At 47.3% G+C, this 18,772-nt stretch carries 16 protein-coding genes, 2 pseudogenes and 1 riboswitch; of the genes and pseudogenes, 12 read left to right on the plus strand and 6 right to left on the minus strand.

The window, feature by feature from the left end; all coding sequences use genetic code 11:
- Positions 1-2 precede the first annotated feature (2 nt).
- The 3 genes from AC3A14_RS11905 (at position 3) to AC3A14_RS11915 (ending at position 2,258) form a co-directional block, all read left to right on the plus strand.
- On the plus strand, positions 3-1,184 hold the full coding sequence (locus AC3A14_RS11905) for a DUF4336 domain-containing protein (RefSeq protein ID WP_413039226.1): 1,182 nt from the start codon (positions 3-5) through the stop codon (positions 1,182-1,184).
- Positions 1,185-1,262: 78 nt separating this feature from the next.
- Positions 1,263-1,922, plus strand: coding sequence for an NAD(P)H-dependent oxidoreductase (locus tag AC3A14_RS11910; RefSeq protein WP_318732827.1), 660 nt, complete (start codon positions 1,263-1,265; stop codon positions 1,920-1,922).
- Positions 1,923-2,006: 84 nt separating this feature from the next.
- Entirely contained in the window at positions 2,007-2,258 is a 252-nt protein-coding gene (locus tag AC3A14_RS11915; RefSeq protein ID WP_318732826.1) for a hypothetical protein, read from the plus strand.
- Positions 2,259-2,383: 125 nt separating this feature from the next.
- On the opposite strand, the pseudogene AC3A14_RS11920 reads toward AC3A14_RS11915, so the two are convergent.
- From AC3A14_RS11920 to bchD, 3 genes and pseudogenes are all read right to left on the minus strand, one after another.
- A pseudogene (locus AC3A14_RS11920) lies at positions 2,384-2,899 on the minus strand (Bax inhibitor-1 family protein); the annotation flags it as partial.
- A 93-nt stretch (positions 2,900-2,992) separates the two neighbouring features.
- Positions 2,993-3,205 carry a hypothetical protein gene (locus AC3A14_RS11925; RefSeq protein WP_318732824.1) on the minus strand — a complete coding sequence of 71 codons (213 nt, stop codon included), beginning with the start codon at positions 3,203-3,205 and terminating at the stop codon, positions 2,993-2,995.
- 192 nt (positions 3,206-3,397) lie between these two features.
- Positions 3,398-5,428, minus strand: coding sequence for a magnesium chelatase ATPase subunit D (bchD, locus tag AC3A14_RS11930; protein WP_318732823.1), 2,031 nt, complete (start codon positions 5,426-5,428; stop codon positions 3,398-3,400).
- 291 nt (positions 5,429-5,719) lie between these two features.
- Between bchD and AC3A14_RS11935 the strand changes: the two genes are divergently transcribed.
- The 6 genes from AC3A14_RS11935 (at position 5,720) to AC3A14_RS11960 (ending at position 10,499) form a co-directional block, all read left to right on the plus strand.
- A complete protein-coding gene (locus AC3A14_RS11935) occupies positions 5,720-6,916 on the plus strand; it encodes an RNA-guided endonuclease InsQ/TnpB family protein (RefSeq protein WP_487779006.1) in 1,197 nt (398 codons plus the stop codon).
- A 108-nt stretch (positions 6,917-7,024) separates the two neighbouring features.
- A riboswitch (cobalamin riboswitch) is annotated at positions 7,025-7,179 on the plus strand.
- A 209-nt stretch (positions 7,180-7,388) separates the two neighbouring features.
- On the plus strand, positions 7,389-8,156 hold the full coding sequence (locus AC3A14_RS11940; RefSeq protein WP_487779007.1) for an energy-coupling factor ABC transporter permease: 768 nt from the start codon (positions 7,389-7,391) through the stop codon (positions 8,154-8,156).
- Positions 8,153-8,470: an energy-coupling factor ABC transporter substrate-binding protein gene (locus tag AC3A14_RS11945; protein ID WP_318732820.1), complete on the plus strand. Its 318-nt coding sequence runs from the start codon at positions 8,153-8,155 to the stop codon at positions 8,468-8,470. The genes AC3A14_RS11940 and AC3A14_RS11945 overlap by 4 nt, the downstream gene beginning before the upstream one ends.
- On the plus strand, positions 8,454-9,254 hold the full coding sequence (cbiQ, locus tag AC3A14_RS11950; RefSeq protein ID WP_318732819.1) for a cobalt ECF transporter T component CbiQ: 801 nt from the start codon (positions 8,454-8,456) through the stop codon (positions 9,252-9,254). The genes AC3A14_RS11945 and cbiQ overlap by 17 nt, the downstream gene beginning before the upstream one ends.
- Positions 9,247-10,098, plus strand: a complete 852-nt coding sequence (locus AC3A14_RS11955) for an energy-coupling factor ABC transporter ATP-binding protein (protein ID WP_318732818.1) — start codon at positions 9,247-9,249, stop codon at positions 10,096-10,098. Before cbiQ ends, AC3A14_RS11955 begins: the two co-directional genes overlap by 8 nt.
- Positions 10,099-10,244: 146 nt before the next feature.
- Positions 10,245-10,499 carry a hypothetical protein gene (locus AC3A14_RS11960; protein ID WP_318732817.1) on the plus strand — a complete coding sequence of 85 codons (255 nt, stop codon included), beginning with the start codon at positions 10,245-10,247 and terminating at the stop codon, positions 10,497-10,499.
- Here the strand turns inward: AC3A14_RS11960 and AC3A14_RS11965 are convergent.
- Positions 10,491-11,732: a vWA domain-containing protein gene (locus AC3A14_RS11965; RefSeq protein WP_318719693.1), complete on the minus strand. Its 1,242-nt coding sequence runs from the start codon at positions 11,730-11,732 to the stop codon at positions 10,491-10,493. The genes AC3A14_RS11960 and AC3A14_RS11965 overlap by 9 nt on opposite strands.
- Positions 11,733-11,846: 114 nt before the next feature.
- Between AC3A14_RS11965 and AC3A14_RS11970 the strand changes: the two genes are divergently transcribed.
- The 3 genes from AC3A14_RS11970 (at position 11,847) to AC3A14_RS11980 (ending at position 14,493) form a co-directional block, all read left to right on the plus strand.
- The gene (locus AC3A14_RS11970; protein ID WP_318732816.1) at positions 11,847-12,281 is read left to right on the plus strand and encodes a DUF29 domain-containing protein; all 435 of its coding nucleotides are present in this window, start codon (positions 11,847-11,849) and stop codon (positions 12,279-12,281) included.
- A 109-nt stretch (positions 12,282-12,390) separates the two neighbouring features.
- Positions 12,391-13,878 (plus strand): hypothetical protein, encoded by a 1,488-nt coding sequence (locus AC3A14_RS11975; protein WP_318732815.1) that lies wholly within the window; start codon positions 12,391-12,393, stop codon positions 13,876-13,878.
- A gap of 30 nt (positions 13,879-13,908) precedes the next feature.
- The gene (locus AC3A14_RS11980) at positions 13,909-14,493 is read left to right on the plus strand and encodes a Uma2 family endonuclease (protein ID WP_318699275.1); all 585 of its coding nucleotides are present in this window, start codon (positions 13,909-13,911) and stop codon (positions 14,491-14,493) included.
- A 146-nt stretch (positions 14,494-14,639) separates the two neighbouring features.
- On the opposite strand, the gene ileS is transcribed toward AC3A14_RS11980, so the two are convergent.
- Both ileS and AC3A14_RS11990 read right to left on the minus strand, forming a co-directional pair.
- Complete coding sequence (ileS, locus tag AC3A14_RS11985; RefSeq protein WP_413039225.1) at positions 14,640-18,149, minus strand: isoleucine--tRNA ligase; 3,510 nt, start codon at positions 18,147-18,149, stop codon at positions 14,640-14,642.
- A gap of 118 nt (positions 18,150-18,267) precedes the next feature.
- Positions 18,268-18,772 (minus strand): annotated as a pseudogene (locus tag AC3A14_RS11990) (hypothetical protein); the annotation flags it as partial.

The following is an 18,772-nucleotide window of genomic DNA, read 5'->3' on the forward strand; positions in this document are numbered from 1 at the left end:
CTATCCCCCCATTCCCCCATCTCTTGAGTTACCTATCTTGGCCCTTTTGGCCCCTCTTACCCCTCTATCCCTACGGTCAACGGCGAACCCTGCGCCAAGAAGTCGTCCAAGACACCATCTGGACGTTTGACCAGCTTCAAGGGATTCTCTACGTGGTCGTTCCCATTCGCATGACGATTATCAAACTCTCCTCTGGGGGGTTACTGGTCTATGCACCGGTTGCGCCTACTCCCGAATGTGTGCGATTGGTGAATGAATTAGTCGATCTCCATGGAGACGTTAAATATATTATCCTGCCTACGGTTTCGGGACTCGAACATAAAATCTTTGTCGGTCCCTTCGCCCGTCATTTCCCCCAAGCTCAGGTCTTTATTGCTCCCCACCAATGGAGTTTTCCCTTTAATTTACCGGTGACCTGGCTGGGGTTACCAGGCAACCGAACGCATATTTTACCTGTCGACAGCCGTCAAGCCCCGTTTAGCGCCGAATTTGACTACCATATCCTAGGGCCGATTAACCTCGGACCAGGACAATTTGAAGAAGTTGCCTTGCTCCACCGAGCTACGGGTACAGTCTGCGTCACAGATACCATTATCTCTCTTTCTGAACAGCCACCGGCGATCGCCCAATTTGACCCCTATCCTCTCCTCTTTCACGCCAAAGACAGCGCCTCAGACCCCATTCAAGATACCCCAGAAAACCGCCGCAAAGGATGGCAACGCATCTGTTTGTTTGCCCTCTACTTCCAACCCAGCGTCCTTGAAACGCCCCAATGGTCAACGGTTTTTAAAAAAGTCATCAGCGCCCCAGACCGCTCTAAAAAAGCCTACTTCGGTCTCTTTCCCTTCAATTGGAAACCCAATTGGAAACAAGCCTTTCAGCCCCTACAAAATCGTCTTTGGGTCGCTCCTGTTCTGCAAACTTTAATCCTCAACCGCGCTCCCCAACAAGTTTTAAATTGGTCTGAAAAAGTTGCCCGCTGGGACTTTCAGCATCTGATTCCCTGTCACTTTAGTGCCCCCATTCGTGCCACAGGTTACGACTTCCGACAAGCCTTTTGCTTCCTCAAACAACACCCTCTTAGTCCCTATTCCTTACCCCCAGAAGACCTCAAACTTCTACAAACGATCGATCGCACTTTATCCCAACGCCGAATTGTTCCCCCTGCACAACAGAAAGTTTAGAGGTAATGATTCTGTTCGGTTAAGCCCTGCGGTAGGATAATCAATGCGATCGCACTAAACATTCTTGAGAAAATACCCATGACTGTTGATACCGTCTCCGCTGATAGCGTCCTGAATCAACTCCAGTGGCGTTATGCCACCAAAAAATTCGATCCAACGCGCAAAATTCCAGATCCGGTATGGAACGTCCTAGAACAAAGCTTAGTCTTGACTCCTTCTTCCTTTGGACTGCAACCGTGGAAATTTTTTGTCCTCACAGACTCTCCTTTGCGCCAGCAGTTACTGGAGCATTCTTGGGGACAAACCCAAGTTGTAGAAGCCTCCCATTTAGTCGTATTGGCGATTAAAAAAGACTTTGGTGTAGCAGAAGCAGAGCGATATATCCAATATATGGCGCAAGTGCGAAATACCCCCATCGAAAAACTAGAAGGGTTTGGGAAGATGGTTAAAGGGTTTTTGGGGAGATCGCCCGATCGATTTAATGTCGATGATTGGTCAACTCGGCAAGTTTATATCGCGATCGGTCAATTCATGACCACTGCTGCTATGCTAGGTGTAGACGCTTGTCCCATGGAAGGCTTTATCCCCGATAAATACAATGAAATCCTCGGATTAAGCGCAAAAGGCTATCATTCCGTTCTCCTCTGTCCTGCTGGATATCGTGCTGAAGACGATAAATACAGCCAACTACCCAAAGTTCGCTATCCGACCGAAGACGTTGTAGAGTATATTCAGTAATCATTACAACTTTGAGGGTCACTCTAAATGTTTGACCCTCATCTCTCTAACGCATTAAACTCACTTACCCCCTAAAAAACATTCATGCTTGATGACCTACTCAATTCCAAAAAAGCCAGGAAGAGCTTAAAAAAAAGCTTTTCAACCGTTGAAAAACTAGCAACCAACAGTTTGAGCAGTAAAGAAACTTCTGACTTGATCTATAAATCGAAGAAAAATGAATTAAGCGATCAAGAGGTTTCCAAATTACGTGAAAAAGGGATCAAAGGCTATAAATTTATTCAAGAAAATTTTATCAGTAAGAAAAAGAAAAAGAAGAAAAAAGATCTTTTCTAGGATTCAGTCATCTACAATAAAGAGGTTAAACTCATTGCCCTAGCGATCGCGGCTGAAGCAGATTTTTTAATCACGGGAGATAAAGACTTTAGCCAAGTCCAAAAGATTGGCTAAACCGAGATCGTTAGAGAAAAGATAACTTGGGCTAAAATTACCACCAGAAAGGCAACTAAAGCCATTTGAATGGTTTGGGTTAAAGCCAAACCATCTTGCTCAGAGAGGTTCGATCCAATTTGGCGAGCGAAGACAAAAGCGACTCCACAACCGAGAGCAGCGAAGGCAATACCTTGCATTCCTACACCTTCGGTTCCTAGGGCAACGTACACTAAGCCACTTAGGGTATAACCGGATAGAAGGCTATAAGTTGCTAGTAAGGGGAGAGCGGTGCTGTTATTAGCTTTTTCTGCGACTCCTCTAGCGATAAAGAAAAGGACTAACTCAGCAATCAGAGCCACAATAAAACTGGGCATGAAGATACCGGGGTTAGTTTGGATGACGGTTAAGCCACCATAGGTTCCGAGAGCCGTTAAAACCAAGCCTCCGCCGACATAGGGAAGGGCGTTAGGAATTACATTGGGTCCAACAACCAGTTGTCTCTTTGCTTCACGAATGTCATTGAGAAAGTTTGAACTGTTACTCATGGGTGTTTCAATGAAACGTCTATTACAAAGCCATATTTTATATTGTGGCGCAAAGCTCCGTGGACTTTCCAATAATTACCCAGTTTGCTTAATCTAAAGGAGGATCAACAGTACAATCACACTGAGGAGGGCGAGGATCGCAGCAGAGGATCGATCGCCTTCATCCTCTCGATAATCGCGATCGCGTCTATCCAAGGAGCGCTCTAACCCACATTTGAGACAAACATAGCGACGGGGATTTTTGGGATCTTGCACAAAAGGACAATAATTTTGGGAGCAATCCGTCAGACAAGTTTTTCTAGACATAAGCAGAAATCCTCAACCCTTATGATTGTCTGATGCAGGGGGGTTGAGGTTCCTTCCGGAAAATTGGGAGATAGAGGGACGCGGTGACGCGGTGAGAATCAATCACTGAGTGAGCAGAGAAAGGGAGAGTTAGGAGCTTTTCTATTGCCGCATCAACTCTTTCACTCCTATTACCCATTACCAATTACCCCATTATGTGGCTTTGATGTCGGCGATCGCACTTCGGGCAACCCCGGCGATCGCCCGATCCGTTGCTTTCGGCAAATGATAATAACTCCCACCTGCCGTTTTCGCTAACTCCTTACCAAATCCTGTGGAAATAAACTTGCGTTCCGTATCAATCACCAACAGCTTAATCCCCAGGGCGCGAATACGAGCCGCAATCTCTAATAGCTCATTCTTAATATCTGGTTTTTCCTCCCCTTCCAAGGGTTCGCCCAAGGAACGCGCCAGGGGAATATTTCCCCGACCATCCGTAATTGCCACTAGAACCACTTGACCAATATCGCCAGATTGTTGGGCGTTCATGCCCACGCGCACCGCCGTCGTTAACCCATGGGCTAGGGGAGAACCGCCGCCACAGGGCATCACTTCCAGTCTACGGCGGGCAGAGGCGATCGAACGAGTGGGGGGTAACAAGACCTCCGCTTGCTCCCCTCTAAAGGGAATCAGGGACACCTGGTCGCGATTTTGATAGGCCTCCGTGAGCAGTTGCATCACCGCACCTTTCGCTGACTGCATCCGGTTGAGTGCCATAGAACCGGACGCATCCACCACAAAAACCACCAGCGCCCCAGACTTGCGGGCTAACCGTTTGGATCGCACATCCCCCGATTCCACAATCACGCGGCGGTGGGGGTTGCGGGCGCGTCTGGCTTTCTGATAAGGAGCGGCTGCTCGCAGGGTGGCATCGACAGCAATGCGGCGCACTTTACCTTTGGGTAACATCGGTTTGACATAGCGGCCGCGATCGTCCGTAAATATCAGGGTACGACTGCCCGATTTTCCGTGCCGTTTGGCCATTTGGGCAAAATAAAGCACGCTGGAATCGAGAACCACGCCTTCCGGATCGAAAATAAATTCTTCTGGGACACTGGGTTCATCCGGTTCATTCTCTTCTGGGGGATCTTCCTCCTCTTCTTCTCGATCTTCGTCGTCATCATCGCGATCGGGATCCTCTTGGTCTTGGGGAGGTTCCGGGGGAGGGGGAGGCGGTGGAGGTTCATCTGGAGGTGGGGCTTGAATTACGGTTGCTCTGGGCACAATCACCAGTTGGACGGCGGTGCGTAAATCCTCTGCACTCACCTCCGTGCGCCCTTCTAAGGCAGCCGCTGCTTTAGCCACTTTCACCGCAAAGAGTTCAGCGCGATGACCTTGCACGGCTCCTCGAATGGCTTCCTCAACCAGATAGGAGACTTGTTCTGGAGTAATGGTGACATCTTGAAGCCATTCCCGCGCCAGTAAAATTTGGGTTTTCAGGTTGTCGAGTTCTTCCGTGTAGCTTTCGAGGAAGGCTTGGGGAGATTGGGTGTAGGACAGGGCTTGGCTTACGGCCTCTACCCGTTGATCGAGGCCAAGAACACCATCAGCAGAGAGGCTAATGGCTATCCTATCTAAGAGATGTTCCCGAAGTGAGCCTTCTTCCGGGTTGTATGTGGCGATCAGAATGGCTTGACAGGAATGTTCAATACTAATTCCTTCCCGTTCGATGCGGTTGCGTCTTTCACTGAGAACCGCGAGCAATTGGTTACTGATTTGGTCATCCAGGAGGTTGATTTCATCCACGTAGAGAACACCACGATTGGCTTTTGCCAGCAGTCCCGGTTGAAAGACAGTAGCTCCTTGCTTAACGGACTCTTCCACATCCACCGATCCTAAGAGCCGGTCTTCGGTAATACCGAGGGGAATTTGCACAAAGGGCGCGGGTATAATTTCAGTTTCTGGATTGTTTGCTTCTGGATGTAATGAATCGTGGGGAGCTTGGTTCCAGAAGGAGTCTTTGACGATTTCGATCGCCGGAAGCAGGTCGTGAATCGCTCTAGCCATGACTGATTTTGCCGTACCGCGACGACCGGCGATCGCCACTCCCCCTAAACCTGGATCGACAGAAGCCAGGAGTAGCGCCAGTTTAATGGCTTCTTGGCCGATAACAGCAGTTAAGGGAAAGTTTCGGGAGGACGTGGGGTTTGGGGCGATCGCAGAGGGAGACTCGGTAACAGGCATGGTATATCAATAGAAGAGTGTTGGCTAAAGTTAACCATCCTCTAGGATACCGAAAAAGGGGGTGGAGAAGATAGGGGAATTTCGCTTTTGTTCTGGAGTTAGAGCATTCCAGGTGAATGGTTACCATAATTCAGACCTGCGATCGCTACAATATAGCGACAACTTTATCAATGAACTGGGTTGAAAACCCCGTCCTGAAGGACGGCTTTTCTTGCTTTCTAATATACCAGTCTCTCCTGTTTTACACAATCTGTGGTATAATGTAAGAAGACTTCAACTAAGCTTTACTTCATGGAAAAAGCACAGAATTACCGATTTTACCCAACCCCTGAACAAGAGTCGCTATGGCGACGAACTTTGGGGTGCGTAAGATGGGTTTACAACAAAGCTCTCCATGAAAGAACTCAGGCTTGGTATGAACGGCAAGAAAGAGTGGGTTACGGCCAAACTTCTTCTCTGCTAACTCTGTGGAAAAAAGAAGACGACTTAAGTTTTCTCAATGAGGTTAGTTCTGTGCCTTTGCAGCAAGGATTAAGACATCTGCAAACCGCCTTTACCAACTTTTTTGCCGCCCGTGCCAAATATCCTAACTTTAAGAAAAAACATCAAGGTGGTAGCGCCGAATTCACTAAAGCGGCTTTTAAGTTCAAAGAGGGTGAAATCTATTTAGCCAAATGTAAAGAACCTTTACCTATTCGATGGTCTCGTCAAATCCCCAAGGGATGTGTACCCAGTTCTGTAACAGTTAAACTCCACCCGTCAGGGCGTTGGCATATTTCCATCCGGTTTGACGATCCGACCATCAAGCCTTTACCTGCCAATAATAAAGCAGTAGGGATTGACTTAGGTCTGAGCAGTTTAGTTGTTACCAGTGATGAGGAAAAGATCCCCAATCCTAAACACCTAAAGAAACATTACCGTAAACTAAGGAGACTTCAGAAAAACCGGTCCCGGAAACAAAAAGGATCTAATAACCGGTATAAGGCAAGAGTCAAACTGGCTAAAGCACACCTAAAAATTAGCGATACCCGCAAAGACCATTTGCATAAGCTAACGACTCAACTGATTCGTGAAAACCAAACGATTGTTGTTGAAGACTTAGCTGTAAAAAATATGGTCAAGAACCGAAAACTGTCTCAGGCAATATCTGACGCAAGTTGGGGAGAATTAACCCGCCAGTTGGAATATAAGTGCCAATGGTACGGTAGAAACTACATTGAAATTGATCGATGGTTCCCTAGTTCTAAGCGATGCAGTAATTGTGGACATATTGAAGAAAAAATGCAGTTAAATATTCGGGAATGGGATTGTCCTAAATGTGGAACACACCACGACCGAGATATTAACGCATCAAAAAATATTTTGGCGGCAGGGCTTGCCGTGTCAGTCTGTGGAGCGAGTGTAAGACCTGATCTGAGTAAATCAGTGAAGGCAACTGCTAGGAACCAGAAACCTAAAGCCTCCTGCGGAGGAGTTTCGCTAACGTGAGGTTTAGGAATCCCCTCGCCTTTAGGCAGGGGTGGATGTCAATTTACAGAATGTGACATATTGATGAAATAGGTTACAGGCGAAGAAATTTTTGCCCCTACTGTATGGTATGATTGCCGGTACTTCGGTTCTGATGGGGAGCAGCCATCAGAGGTAACGGGGAAAGCTTGGTGCAAATCCAACACTGTCCCGCAACTGTAAAGAGATGACAAACATCTAAATCATCTCTAAGTCAGGATGCCCGCCAAAGTAAATCTCTTTAATCACCATTCTGCGAGGTACAGAATCATGTCACAAGTTTATTGTTTCTAGTTACTTTATCGATACCCCCAACCCCCCTTAAAAAAGGAAGGCGATAGGGAAAGTTAGGGGTATCTTGCTGCATTGTGTGGACTAGAAACTGAAGTTCGCCCTCAACAATTATTGTTGCTGATTACCCATTACCCATTACCAGCGCGACGCGCTATAGTCTATGAACGATCGCAAGCTTTTTTTTCGACTGATGGCTGGTTGTCTCGCCTTCAGTTTTACCCTCGTATTATCACTCTTCCCCGCACCTGCCCAAGCGATGCATATTATGGAAGGATTTCTGCCTCTACCTTGGGTCATTTTTTGGTGGGTTGTTTTTCTGCCCTTCTTTGGCTTAGGACTCTATCGCATTAACCAAACCGTACAAAAAAATCCCGAACTGAAACTCCTCCTCGCCTTATCTGGAGCCTTTGCTTTTGTACTTTCAGCGCTCAAAATTCCCTCAGTGACAGGTAGTTCCTCCCATCCCACAGGAACCGGTTTAGGAGCGGTATTATTTGGCCCGTCAACGATGACCGTTTTGGGAACTCTGGTTCTCTTATTTCAAGCCGTACTTTTAGCCCATGGGGGCATCACTACCTTAGGTGCAAACGCCTTTTCTATGGCTGTGATTGGGCCATTTGTCGCTTTTGGGATTTATCGCTTAGTCATGTCTATCAGTCAACGGCAAACCCTAGCTGTTTTTCTGGCAGCGGGGTTGGGAAACTTAGCCACTTATGTGGTCACTTCCTTACAACTAGCCTTGGCGTTTCCCGTGGAAAATGGAGGCATTTGGGTCGCTTTTCTGAAGTTTGCGGGCATTTTCGCCGTGACTCAAATTCCCCTAGCCATTATTGAAGGACTCTTAACTGTCATGGTTTGGAATAGCTTACTGTCCTATTCTCAACCCGAATTAAAACTTTTGAAATTAATAAAATCTGAACCGGTATGAAAACACAGCAAAATCAATGGCCAAACGGTCTGTTACTATTAGTGATTATTGGGCTAACCGTCTTTCCCTTAATAACGATTAAAGATAGTGAATTTGGGGGAGCCGACGGGCAAGCCGAGGAAGTCATTACGGAAGTGAATCCCCAATATGAACCCTGGTTTGAACCTATGTTAGAACCGCCGGGGGGCGAAACAGAGAGTTTGCTATTTGCCCTGCAAGCGGCTTTAGGCGCAGGAATTATCGGATACGGAATCGGATGGTATCAGGGACGTTCTCAGTCGCATCCTTCTGGGGAAAATGACGCTACCGACTGATACTTGGGCGTATCAAAATGGTTTAAATCGGTTACCTCCGAGTCAAAAACTGGGGTTTTCTTTGCTCATGTTGGGGTTGGCTTTGGTGAGTCAACCTCTGACGCAAATTGCTCTCAGTTTATGGATGGCGGTTTGGATAATTGGATACGCTAAAATCCCGATGAAGTTTTATCTGAAATTACTTCTGGGGGGCTATACGTTTGTGTTGATGAGTTCCTTGGCATTTTTAATTGATGTGCAGACCGTAGAGAGTGGTCATTTAGAGATTCCTGGACTCCTAATTGGTTGGTCAACCGGATCTCTGTATTGGTCAATTTCGCAAACGGTCTTAGATTTGTTTATGCGGCTGATTTTACGGGCAGTAGCTTGTCTATCGTGTTTCTTTTTCTTGATGCTCACGGTTCCAATGGTGGAGATAGTTCAAGTATTGCGTCAGTGGCGTTTTCCGGAACTTTTGTTAGAGTTGATTTTACTGATGTATCGGCTCATTTGGGTGCTGCAAAAGACCGTTTCTGACCTGCGACTGGGACAAAAAGCGCGGGGAGGATATGGTGATTTTGCCCAAAGTTTGCGCAGCGTGAGTTTGTTGATTCGGCAATTGTTACATCGAACGTTAACGGACTATCATCACTTTTCTTTAGGGGCGACTGCACGGGGATTTGATCATAAATTTACAGTTTTGTCAATGAAAAAGTATGAGCGATCGCCCCGTTACGAATGGGAAGCCCTCCTCGGATTTGTCCTATTGCTGTCTCTAGAACTGTCAGGAATAGCACATGGATAACCCTAATTTGCTCGAACTCAGGAACGTGAGCTATTACTACTCAGGACACTCTCATGGAGTATTTGAGCAACTGAGTCTCAAGATTCAACCCCATCAGAGAACCGTGATTTTAGGGCACAATGGCTCCGGAAAATCCACCTTATTTTTACTGATGACAGGATTATATCCCGTAGACCGAGGAACGATATTCTGGCAAGGTAACCCCTTAGATTATCAGCGCCAAACCTTGAAACAATGGCGGCAGAATGTGGGATTAGCCTTTCAAAATCCAGAGCATCAATTAGTCGCAGGAACGGTAGCAGAAGACCTTTCCTATGGACTGTGTAACTTAAAGTTATCCAAGCCTGAAATTCGCTACCGCGTCGAACAGGCGATCGCCGATTTTCACCTCACCGAAATTGCCCACACTCCTCTCCACCACCTCAGTTTAGGGCAAAAGCGCCGGGTTGCCCTAGCCGGGGTGATGGTCTTGCAGCCCAAACTGCTGTTGCTTGACGAACCCACTGCCTATTTAGACCCGCAACAACTGCAAACCTTACTCCAAGAGTTACACAAAATCGAACAAAAGGGAACGACAATCGCGATCGCTACCCATAACCTAGATTTTGCCTATCAATGGGCGGACTGCTTTATCATTCTCAACCAAGGCAAACTCATCCTCGAAGGAGAAGCCGAAACCGTTTTTTCTCAACAGAAACTACTTTCAGAAATGGGTTTAGGTGTCCCCACCCTCTGGGAAGCCTGGCACAGTTTACCCCCTTCTTTCTGTCCTCAAGTGCAGCAAATTCCCCGCACATTGGAGGATTGGAAAACAAGTTTTAATTCTGATATCAAATCCGAATAATCAGTTACACTATGTCATTGCGAAGGTCGCGTCAGCGCAATGAAGCAATCTCAATCATCTCCGAGTCCTGGCGATTGCTTCCCTCCGGTTGCAATGACAAATCTTTAACCGGATTTAATATGATAATTTATAGATCTTGAATTGAAATGACTGATGATGACTCCCCCTGGAAAGAAGCCATCTCCGTCTACTTTCGCGACTTCCTAGAATTCTTCTTCCCCAAAATTGCTGCTGATATCAACTGGCAACGGGGTTTTGAATTTCTCGATACCGAACTACAACAAATCAAACGAGAAACTGAAACTGGTCGACAAGTAGTAGATACTGTCTTGGATGTTGAAGCCCACTCCTACAATAGAACCATTATCATCGTATCAATTACTCCTGAGTGTTTATCCTAAGCGGGTTTTAGAGGCAATTCGGGTTTTCTTGCGCTCTTGCTCGGAGAGTTCATCCCCAGCTTGGAGACGGGTGGCACTTTCTTGGAGGATGGTGGCAGCATTTTGATCGCCGAGTTGCAAAGCGGTTTTTGCTGCGGTTTGTAACAAGGTAGCGGCTCCTTGGCGATCGCCTTGTTTTAACTTGGTTTCCGCAATTTGGGTTTGCCGATATTTGGCTAGGGTGAGCATGTGGGACTGCACTTGGGGATCGGTTTGCGCTTGATACTCTTCTGTCACTGTCGCCGAAACTTCCACTGATGCAGACTCTAAGCCTTCTTGACCTAATGCAGGATTATCATAAATTACTTTTACTGTGGCGATCGCCTGTTCCCCTAGAGGTAATTGACCCATATATACATTCGCCAACACGACTCTCGGTTGATCCTTCATTAAATCCCCTAACCGTACCTGAATGGTATCTCCCTCTGTCTGTACGGGCAATTCTATGGTATCGGGCGACACTTGGGCAATCGGTTTAAGTTCCGCCAAGCGTACCCCCGGATTGAAAGATAATGTTAGAAAGGCATTGGTTAATCCGACGGACTGCACCCGATCAAATAATCGAGAAAAAGCAGTAATGGCTTCTTCTGGGTGTTCAATATAGGATAAAGTTCCGCCGCCCGCATCGGCTAACTTTTCTAATACATCCTGATTCCAATGGGCCCCAAATCCGAGGGTGTTAATGGTTAATTTATACTCAGTTGCTAAGTTGGCTAACTTGAAACAGCGATCGTTATCCCCATGTTCATTTTCCCCATCTGTAAGCAGAAAAACCTGGGAAACTGCATCCTGTTTCCCTTTGGCAATTTCTTCAATTCCTAAACGCATCCCTTCATCAATGGAGGTTCCCCCATCCGCTTCTAGGCGATCGATGAGTTGGATCAGTGGCTTGCGTTCATCGACGATCTGATTGTCAATTAAGACTTCAGCATGATGATTAAATGCAATTACTGAGAGGCGATCGCCCTGTTGTAAACGCTCAATCACTTTAGTGGCTGCATGTTTCACTATTTTCAAGGGTTGACCGGCCATCGAGCCACTACGATCGAGAATTAAACACAAATTTAACCGCAGGTTCTCCGATCCCGTTTCTGGCTCTTTCGCCGATATCGACATCGATAACTGCCGTTGCTGACTGGTTTGTGTTGCTTCTAAGCGGCGATCGCTCAACCGAGCCTCTAAACCAACTTCCATGACCCTTCACCATAGACTACCATTCACCATCTTAATCAAGGCATGGGGGGATGGGGAGAGCGTGGGGCACTCCAAAAAGGTAAAATAAGGCTGGGCTGTATGGAGAATGAACCGATGGTCGCCAGATTTTTGTATGATCGAGATTATCATCAATGGATACAAGAAACTGTGGAAGCTTTACGAAATCGAGACTTTCATGAAATCGATTGGGATAATCTGATTGAAGAGCTGGAAAGCATGGGAAAAAATGATAAACGAGCACTCATCAGTTTACTCACTCGGCTGTTAGAACATTTACTCAAACTGAAATATTGGCAAGCGGAAAAAGAGCGCTGTAGTCATCATTGGTCAGCCGAGATTGTCAATTTCCGGGCCCAAATTGAATATCGTCTCGAAGATAGTCCCAGCCTACGATCGCAGCTACCGCTCCTATACTATAAGGCCTATCCAGTTGCACTCAAATCAGTCTCGAAGCTCTTTGATTTACCCGAAGATGCTGAAATAAGTTTATCCCAAGTCTTAGATGAAGACTGGTTTGGTGAAAGCTAGAAGGGTCAAGCGATCGCCAGAAGCCAGGTTTCTTTCCGAAATGGAGCTTCTGATACCCAGCAAATGAGAAGATGGATGAATCTCAAACTTTCTCCATTCCAGCAAAACCATGGCTCGTTTTCTGCAACATCGCTGGCCGTTACTGGTACTGTTTGTACTAGCGATCGCTACTCGCTTACCCTTCCAAAGTCAAATCCTCTATGAACACGATAGCGTTAACTTTGCTTGGGCGATGGAAGAGTTCGATCTCGAACGCCATCAACCCCATGCTCCCGGTACGTTTATTGTCCTAATCTTATCGGCTCGGCTGCTTAACTTCTTGTTGCAAGATGCCAATCAAAGTTTAGTGATGGTGAATATTATTGCCATGGCGATCGCCGCATGCGCCATTTATGTTTTAGGAAACCTATGGTTTAACCGCACAGTAGGATGGATCGCGGCTTTCTTGATGCTATCGAGTCCCCTAATTTGGTTTTATAGCGAGGTGGGATTATCCTACACCCTAGAACTGGCTTGGGTGATTCTGATTGCGATCGCGTGTCATCATAGCCGTAAGGGCGATCGCCGCGCTCTGCTGATTTCCGCTCTACTGTTAGGATTATCAGGCGGTATTCGCCCCAATACCCCCATTTTCCTCTTACCCCTCTGGAGTGTGGCTGCGGGTTTGGGATGGCGAGAGAAAAGTTATCGAGCAACAGATATTATCTTAGCCTTGGGTACAGGGGCGATCGGGGTTTCACTCTGGGGCATTCCCCTACTCATTCTCTCTGGTGGGTTTGATGCCTATGTTAGCGCCATCCAAATTTGGTTAGACAGCCATCTCAAAGATAGCGATAGCCTTCAAGAAATTATCTCCAATCTCCGGTTATGGCTCTATACCCTGGTCATGACTCTAGGATTTGTTACCATTCCCCTACTGAGGTTTGCCATGGCTCGTCGTTCCCCCATTCCTCCCCTTGCCATCCGCGACTGGCGAACTCAAGCCATTCTACTGTGGAGCTTTCCTAGCATCTTCTATCTCACCTTCGTCCACTTCCAACGTCAAGGCCATAGTTATACCGTCATACCCGTAGTTATTCTACTGACAGCTCTAGCTCTAGATCGGTATTTACAACAAAACCGTTCTCGCTCTCCCCAAAGCCTCAAAATTTGGATCGTCAGTTTTATCCTCTGCAATAGCCTACTCTTTATCTGGGGCCCAAGCCAATGGCGCACCTGGGCAAAAATCCAGGACTATGACCAATTTGTAGAAGTGCGACGCGATACCATTTACCAAAACTTTCCCCCCTCAAGCACCACTGTTCTTTCTAGTGGTCATTATGCACGATTAGTGTCCTATTATTTTCGCGACTATTTCTCTGCGACTTTGGGGATGATACTTACTGACGATTTTGCTCTCCTCGATCCGAGGGTAAATACCTTAGTCCTATTTGATTCTAGGATCTTAGGGAATCTATCACCGGACATTGAGGTGCAAGAACTTTCCCTACCCCAGGGCGATCGCGCCAGCGATGCAGAGCATTATCGCTTGCGGTATATTCAATGGCAACCGTCCCAGGAAGTCAAGGTCAGTAACCAGAGCGTGATTATAAAATAAAGTCAGACGTAAGGAATAAGGAGTCAGAAGTTGGTTATTGCGACTGAAAAATTAACGTTTGCCGAATATCTCCAGTATGACGATGGGACAAATAGGCGCTATGAATTGGTTGAGGGGGAATTAATTGCGATGAGTTTAGGGACTGGGAAGCATGGGGCGATCGCTGAATTTATTAATGATTGCTTTAAGGCAGAAGTTTCCCGACAGGGACTTCCTTGGACATCTAAAGATATGAGAATTGGAGTGCGTTCTCCCCGTGGTGGAAGATGGGATACTTCGCGTATTCCAGATGTAACAGTCTTACCCCTAGAACAGTGGGAAGATTTAGCGAACCGAGAAGCGGTGATTGAATTAGATGAATCTCCCCCTATTTTGGTCGTAGAAGTCGTCAGTCCTTCAACTCAAACAACTGACTATCGCCATAAACGCTCAGAATATGCAGTATTAGGAATTCAGGAATATTGGGTCGTCGATCCTATTGGAGAAAAGGTGACGATCTTAACCTTGGTTTCTGGCTTTTATGATGAAGCTGTATTTCAACGAGAAGAGGAGATTGAGTCCAGGGTTTTTACTGAATTAAGGTTCACGGCTAATCAAATTTTATCAGCACGCTAAATGTCCTTAACCAAAACTGAGATTACCGTTACAGCTTGGTAGAACTCACTGATTTCACTGATATCCCTCTTTTGTCACTCTGGGAAGAGTACAATAAAGAAAAAAGGCTGACGACCCTCCCCCCATCTCCTAGATTTAGGTGTACCTTAAAATTCCCCATCTAGGGCAGAAACACACCGTTCGCATAAAGTAGGATGCTCGGCACTTTCGCCGACGTGGGTGGAATAATTCCAGCAGCGATCGCATTTTTCGCCCTCTGCTTTCACGACACCAATACCCAAATTATCCACAATTGCTTGATGCTCTAGCCCTTCTACAGCCTTGATATCGTCCGCCAGTTCCACCTGGGACGTGATGAACAGATAGCGCAATTCATCGACTCCATTGCCAATGGTGACTGCTTCTGGAGTCTCAGAGGGAGCTTTTACAGCGGTAACTTTTTCGGGTTTGGCAACTGGCGAGACATCCTCCACCAGTTCGGAGGTTTTTTCTGTGCCCATAAACTCTTGTACTGCGGTATTCACCTGACTCAAGAGGGCAGAGCGCTCTTGTGCATAGAACAACCGTTGACGTACAAACCAGATGGTATAGATAATACCGACCAATTCGAGCAGTAAGGAGACAATAGGCAATTTAAGCATGGTGTAAGCCGTTGTCCAGCCCACATTTAAGGTTGCTGCGCTACCGAGTAAGGTGAACAGGATTAGGAAGGCGCGGGGATAATCTTTTACCCATTGCCGCCATTGATTCCACCATTGGATAGCAAGTTGCAGGAATTCGCCCAACGATCCCTCTGCTGGAGGGGTGGCAGAGGAAGCATCCGATCCGACAGGTTCTGTAAGGGCAGGTTTATGAAATGTTTGGTCTTCCAAGCTAGATCTTGGTGAACCTGCCCCTACCGCGCTCTCTGGTATTTCTGCCACCGGTTTCACCTGGGGTTTGAGGGCGACGGATAATTGAGGATTAAAGGCTTCTAAGTCTTCCTTGATCTTGTCATCCGACACATAGAGCAAGACTTTAGCTTCTAGAGCCGAGCCGATCGCCTTGGCATTGCGTGCCCCTTCTAACACCTTATTGACTTCTGTACGAATTTGACGCAGTTTTGTCCATTTTTCGGCTAATGGAGGATTGTGCCAATAGGGTTCAGTCACCAACCATCCGGACTGGAATACGGACTCATGGGACGTTTTGTAGGGCAGATTTTGCCAGATGTCTTCTGCCATGTGTGAGAGAACCGGAGCGATCGCCCGTGCTAAGTTTTCTATAGCGATCGCCAGTACCGTCTGACAACTGCGGCGGCGTTTTCCATTTTCGGCACTGATATAGAGCCGATCCTTAGCAATATCCAGATAGAAGTTGGACAAGTCCACCACGCAGAAATTCTGCACCGTTTGGAAGAAGCGGAAAAACTGATAACTTTCAAACGCTTCAGTGACTTGGGCGAACACTTCCCCCATGCGATGCAACATATACTGGTCTAATTCTGGCATTTCCTCATAGGGGACGCGATCGCGCTCTGGATCGAAATCATACAAATTCCCCAACAGGAACCGGGATGTATTGCGAATCTTGCGATAGACATCCGCCAACTGTTTCAGAATTGTCTTCCCAATGGGGACATCGGAAGAATAGTCCACCGAAGACACCCACAGACGCAGCACATCCGCTCCATAGGGAGGAGCCTCCTTCTTATTCTTACCCCCGTTAATAATATCCAACGGATCGACCACATTCCCCAGAGACTTACTCATTTTCCGTCCCTGTTCATCCAAAGCAAACCCATGGGTGAGAACATTTTTATAGGGAGCCATTCCCTGAGTTGCCACGCTAGTGAGCAAACTGGACTGGAACCAGCCCCGGTGCTGATCGGAGCCTTCCAAATACAAATCCACTGGATACTTCAACTCTTGGCGTGCGGCTGCCACACCTGCCCAGGAACAGCCAGAGTCAAACCACACATCCATGGTATCCATACCTTTGCGGTAATTCTTCGCCTCTTTCCGGTATTTGGGCGGTAATAACTCTTCTACGGAAAGATTCCACCAGGCATCGGAACCCTGCTCGCGGATAATCTCCTTCACATGAGCGATCGTTTGTTCCGTTAACAGAGCTTCTCTGGTTTCCTGATGGTAGAACACGGGAATAGGCAATCCCCAACTCCGCTGTCTGGAAATACACCAGTCCGATCTCTCTTGCACCATGGATGTAATCCGGTTTTCGCCAGAAGACGGAATCCATTTCACCGACGCGATCGCCTCTAAAGCCGTTTCCCGGAACTTATCCACCGACGCAAACCATTGCTCAGTTGCCCGGAAAATCGTCGGTTTTTTGGTGCGCCAATCATAGGGATACTTATGCACATAGGGCGATTCTTTGATTAATGCACCCGCTTCAGTCAGCGCTTCAATAATCGCTGAGTTCGCATCCTTTAGCACATTTAATCCAGCAAACCTACCCGCCAACTGCGTCAAATCGCCCGCGTCATTCACTGGCGACAACACCGGCAAACCATAGCGTTGACCCACAATAAAGTCATCTTGACCATGGCCCGGAGCCGTATGAACTAAGCCTGTCCCAGACTCCGTAGTCACATAATCGCCACCAATCACAACCGGTGACTCGCGATTAAACAAAGGATGTTGATAGGTGCAATGCTCCAAATCTTTCCCCTTCACCGTTGCCTTCAGCGTCAGTTTAATCTCGAGTTCTTCACAGAGGCGGGCGATCGCCCCTTCTGCCACCAAAATATACTTCGGCAGCGTCCCCTTACCCGTAGGTTCCGGTTCTGCATCACTCCCTTTCCCAAACCCCTTACTCCGAGTCTTGCTCGTTGGAGCTTTGCCCCAAGGCGTTTCTACCACCGCATAGGTCAACCCTGGATTCACCGCCACTGCCAAATTTCCGGGAATTGTCCAAGGTGTCGTTGTCCAAATCGCTACCCCCAGATCCGGCATAAACGGATTGAGTTCCGAAAACACCCCATCATTCAGATGCACCATCCGGAACGCCCCATAAATACTATCGGACGTATGTCCCTCTGGATACTCCAACTCTGCCTCAGCCAGAGCCGTGCGAGAACTCGGACTCCAATGTACCGGTTTGAGACCTCGATAAATATAACCCTTGAGTACCATTTGCCCAAACACCTCAATTTGGGCAGCCTCATATTCGGGAGTCAACGTTAAATAAGGATTCTCCCAATTCCCCCAAACCCCGTAGCGTTTAAAACTTTCTCGTTGTTCATCAACCGTTTTTTGGGCAAACTCAGCCGCTTTTTGCCGTAACGTAATAGGAGTCAACTGCTTGCGCTCCTCCCCTTTCATCGCTTGAAGCACCTTCAGCTCAATAGGCAGCCCATGACAGTCCCACCCCGGTACATACCGGACTTTATGGCCTTGTAGCAACTTGTATTTATTAATAATATCCTTCAGGATTTTATTCAAAGCATGGCCCATATGCAGAGAACCATTGGCGTAGGGCGGCCCATCATGGAGAATAAACACATCCCCTGGATTCTCCTGGGAAAGCTTTTCATAAACCTGATGTTCTGCCCAAAATTTTTGCAGTTCAGGTTCTTTTTTCGGTGCATTTGCCCGCATATCAAAGCCAGTTTGGGGCAAATGGACGGTAGTTTTATAGTCTTTTGCTGCTGTCACGGTGCTATTGGGAAGGGTTAGGGACAAAAGGGTTCTGAGTCTGTAGTCAGATTTTAACAGGGAAGTTTATCGAGTTTGCACGACAATAGTGTTCCCCGAATTAAAAGTTTATCAGCCGTTATCTGCGTTTTTTACGTCTTGAAGACCGAGAACGAGAGGGTTTGCTCTCCTGAGAGTCTGTCGATTCGGGTTCGGTTTCTTCATGGGTTTCTGACGCTGATTCAGTTTCCGCTTCTATAGAGGACTCCACTCCCTCTTCTTTCGTCTTCTCAGAAGATTCTGAAACAGTCTCTGGCAAGTCCGAACCTGAAGGAGGTGGCATTTCGTCATTTTCCGGTTCAGAAAGCTCTTCTGAGGGAATTCCCTCGTCTGGCACGGTCTCCGGTTCAGCAGGTGCAACGAATGCGTCAGTCTCTTCTGTGGGCTGTTTTTCTGGTGCTTGCGCTTCTTCTGGGCTGGGAGGTTCTGGGGTTTCCGGTGCTTCAGCGACGGGTTCCTCTGCACTTTCGGCTTCGGGAGGTTCTGGCGCTTCAGCGACGGGTTCCTCTACACTTTCAGCTTCTGGCGTTTCTGGCGCTTCAGCGACGGGTTCCTCTACACTTTCAGCTTCTGGCGTTTCTGGC

It is taken from the genome of Roseofilum sp. (genome assembly GCF_982964205.1).

What these genes read in the sequence shown, in the direction of transcription:
- AC3A14_RS11945 (WP_318732820.1), top strand. Translation starts at nt 8,153, where the DNA reads ATGAAAACACAGCAAAATCAATGGCCAAACGGTCTGTTACTATTAGTG.
- AC3A14_RS11965 (WP_318719693.1), bottom strand. Translation starts at nt 11,732, where the DNA reads ATGGAAGTTGGTTTAGAGGCTCGGTTGAGCGATCGCCGCTTAGAAGCA.
- AC3A14_RS11915 (WP_318732826.1), top strand. Translation starts at nt 2,007, where the DNA reads ATGCTTGATGACCTACTCAATTCCAAAAAAGCCAGGAAGAGCTTAAAA.
- AC3A14_RS11910 (WP_318732827.1), top strand. Translation starts at nt 1,263, where the DNA reads ATGACTGTTGATACCGTCTCCGCTGATAGCGTCCTGAATCAACTCCAG.
- bchD (WP_318732823.1), bottom strand. Translation starts at nt 5,428, where the DNA reads ATGCCTGTTACCGAGTCTCCCTCTGCGATCGCCCCAAACCCCACGTCC.
- AC3A14_RS11925 (WP_318732824.1), bottom strand. Translation starts at nt 3,205, where the DNA reads ATGTCTAGAAAAACTTGTCTGACGGATTGCTCCCAAAATTATTGTCCT.
- cbiQ (WP_318732819.1), top strand. Translation starts at nt 8,454, where the DNA reads ATGACGCTACCGACTGATACTTGGGCGTATCAAAATGGTTTAAATCGG.
- AC3A14_RS11940 (WP_487779007.1), top strand. Translation starts at nt 7,389, where the DNA reads ATGAACGATCGCAAGCTTTTTTTTCGACTGATGGCTGGTTGTCTCGCC.
- AC3A14_RS11935 (WP_487779006.1), top strand. Translation starts at nt 5,720, where the DNA reads ATGGAAAAAGCACAGAATTACCGATTTTACCCAACCCCTGAACAAGAG.
- AC3A14_RS11955 (WP_318732818.1), top strand. Translation starts at nt 9,247, where the DNA reads ATGGATAACCCTAATTTGCTCGAACTCAGGAACGTGAGCTATTACTAC.
- AC3A14_RS11970 (WP_318732816.1), top strand. Translation starts at nt 11,847, where the DNA reads ATGGTCGCCAGATTTTTGTATGATCGAGATTATCATCAATGGATACAA.
- AC3A14_RS11960 (WP_318732817.1), top strand. Translation starts at nt 10,245, where the DNA reads ATGACTGATGATGACTCCCCCTGGAAAGAAGCCATCTCCGTCTACTTT.
- AC3A14_RS11975 (WP_318732815.1), top strand. Translation starts at nt 12,391, where the DNA reads ATGGCTCGTTTTCTGCAACATCGCTGGCCGTTACTGGTACTGTTTGTA.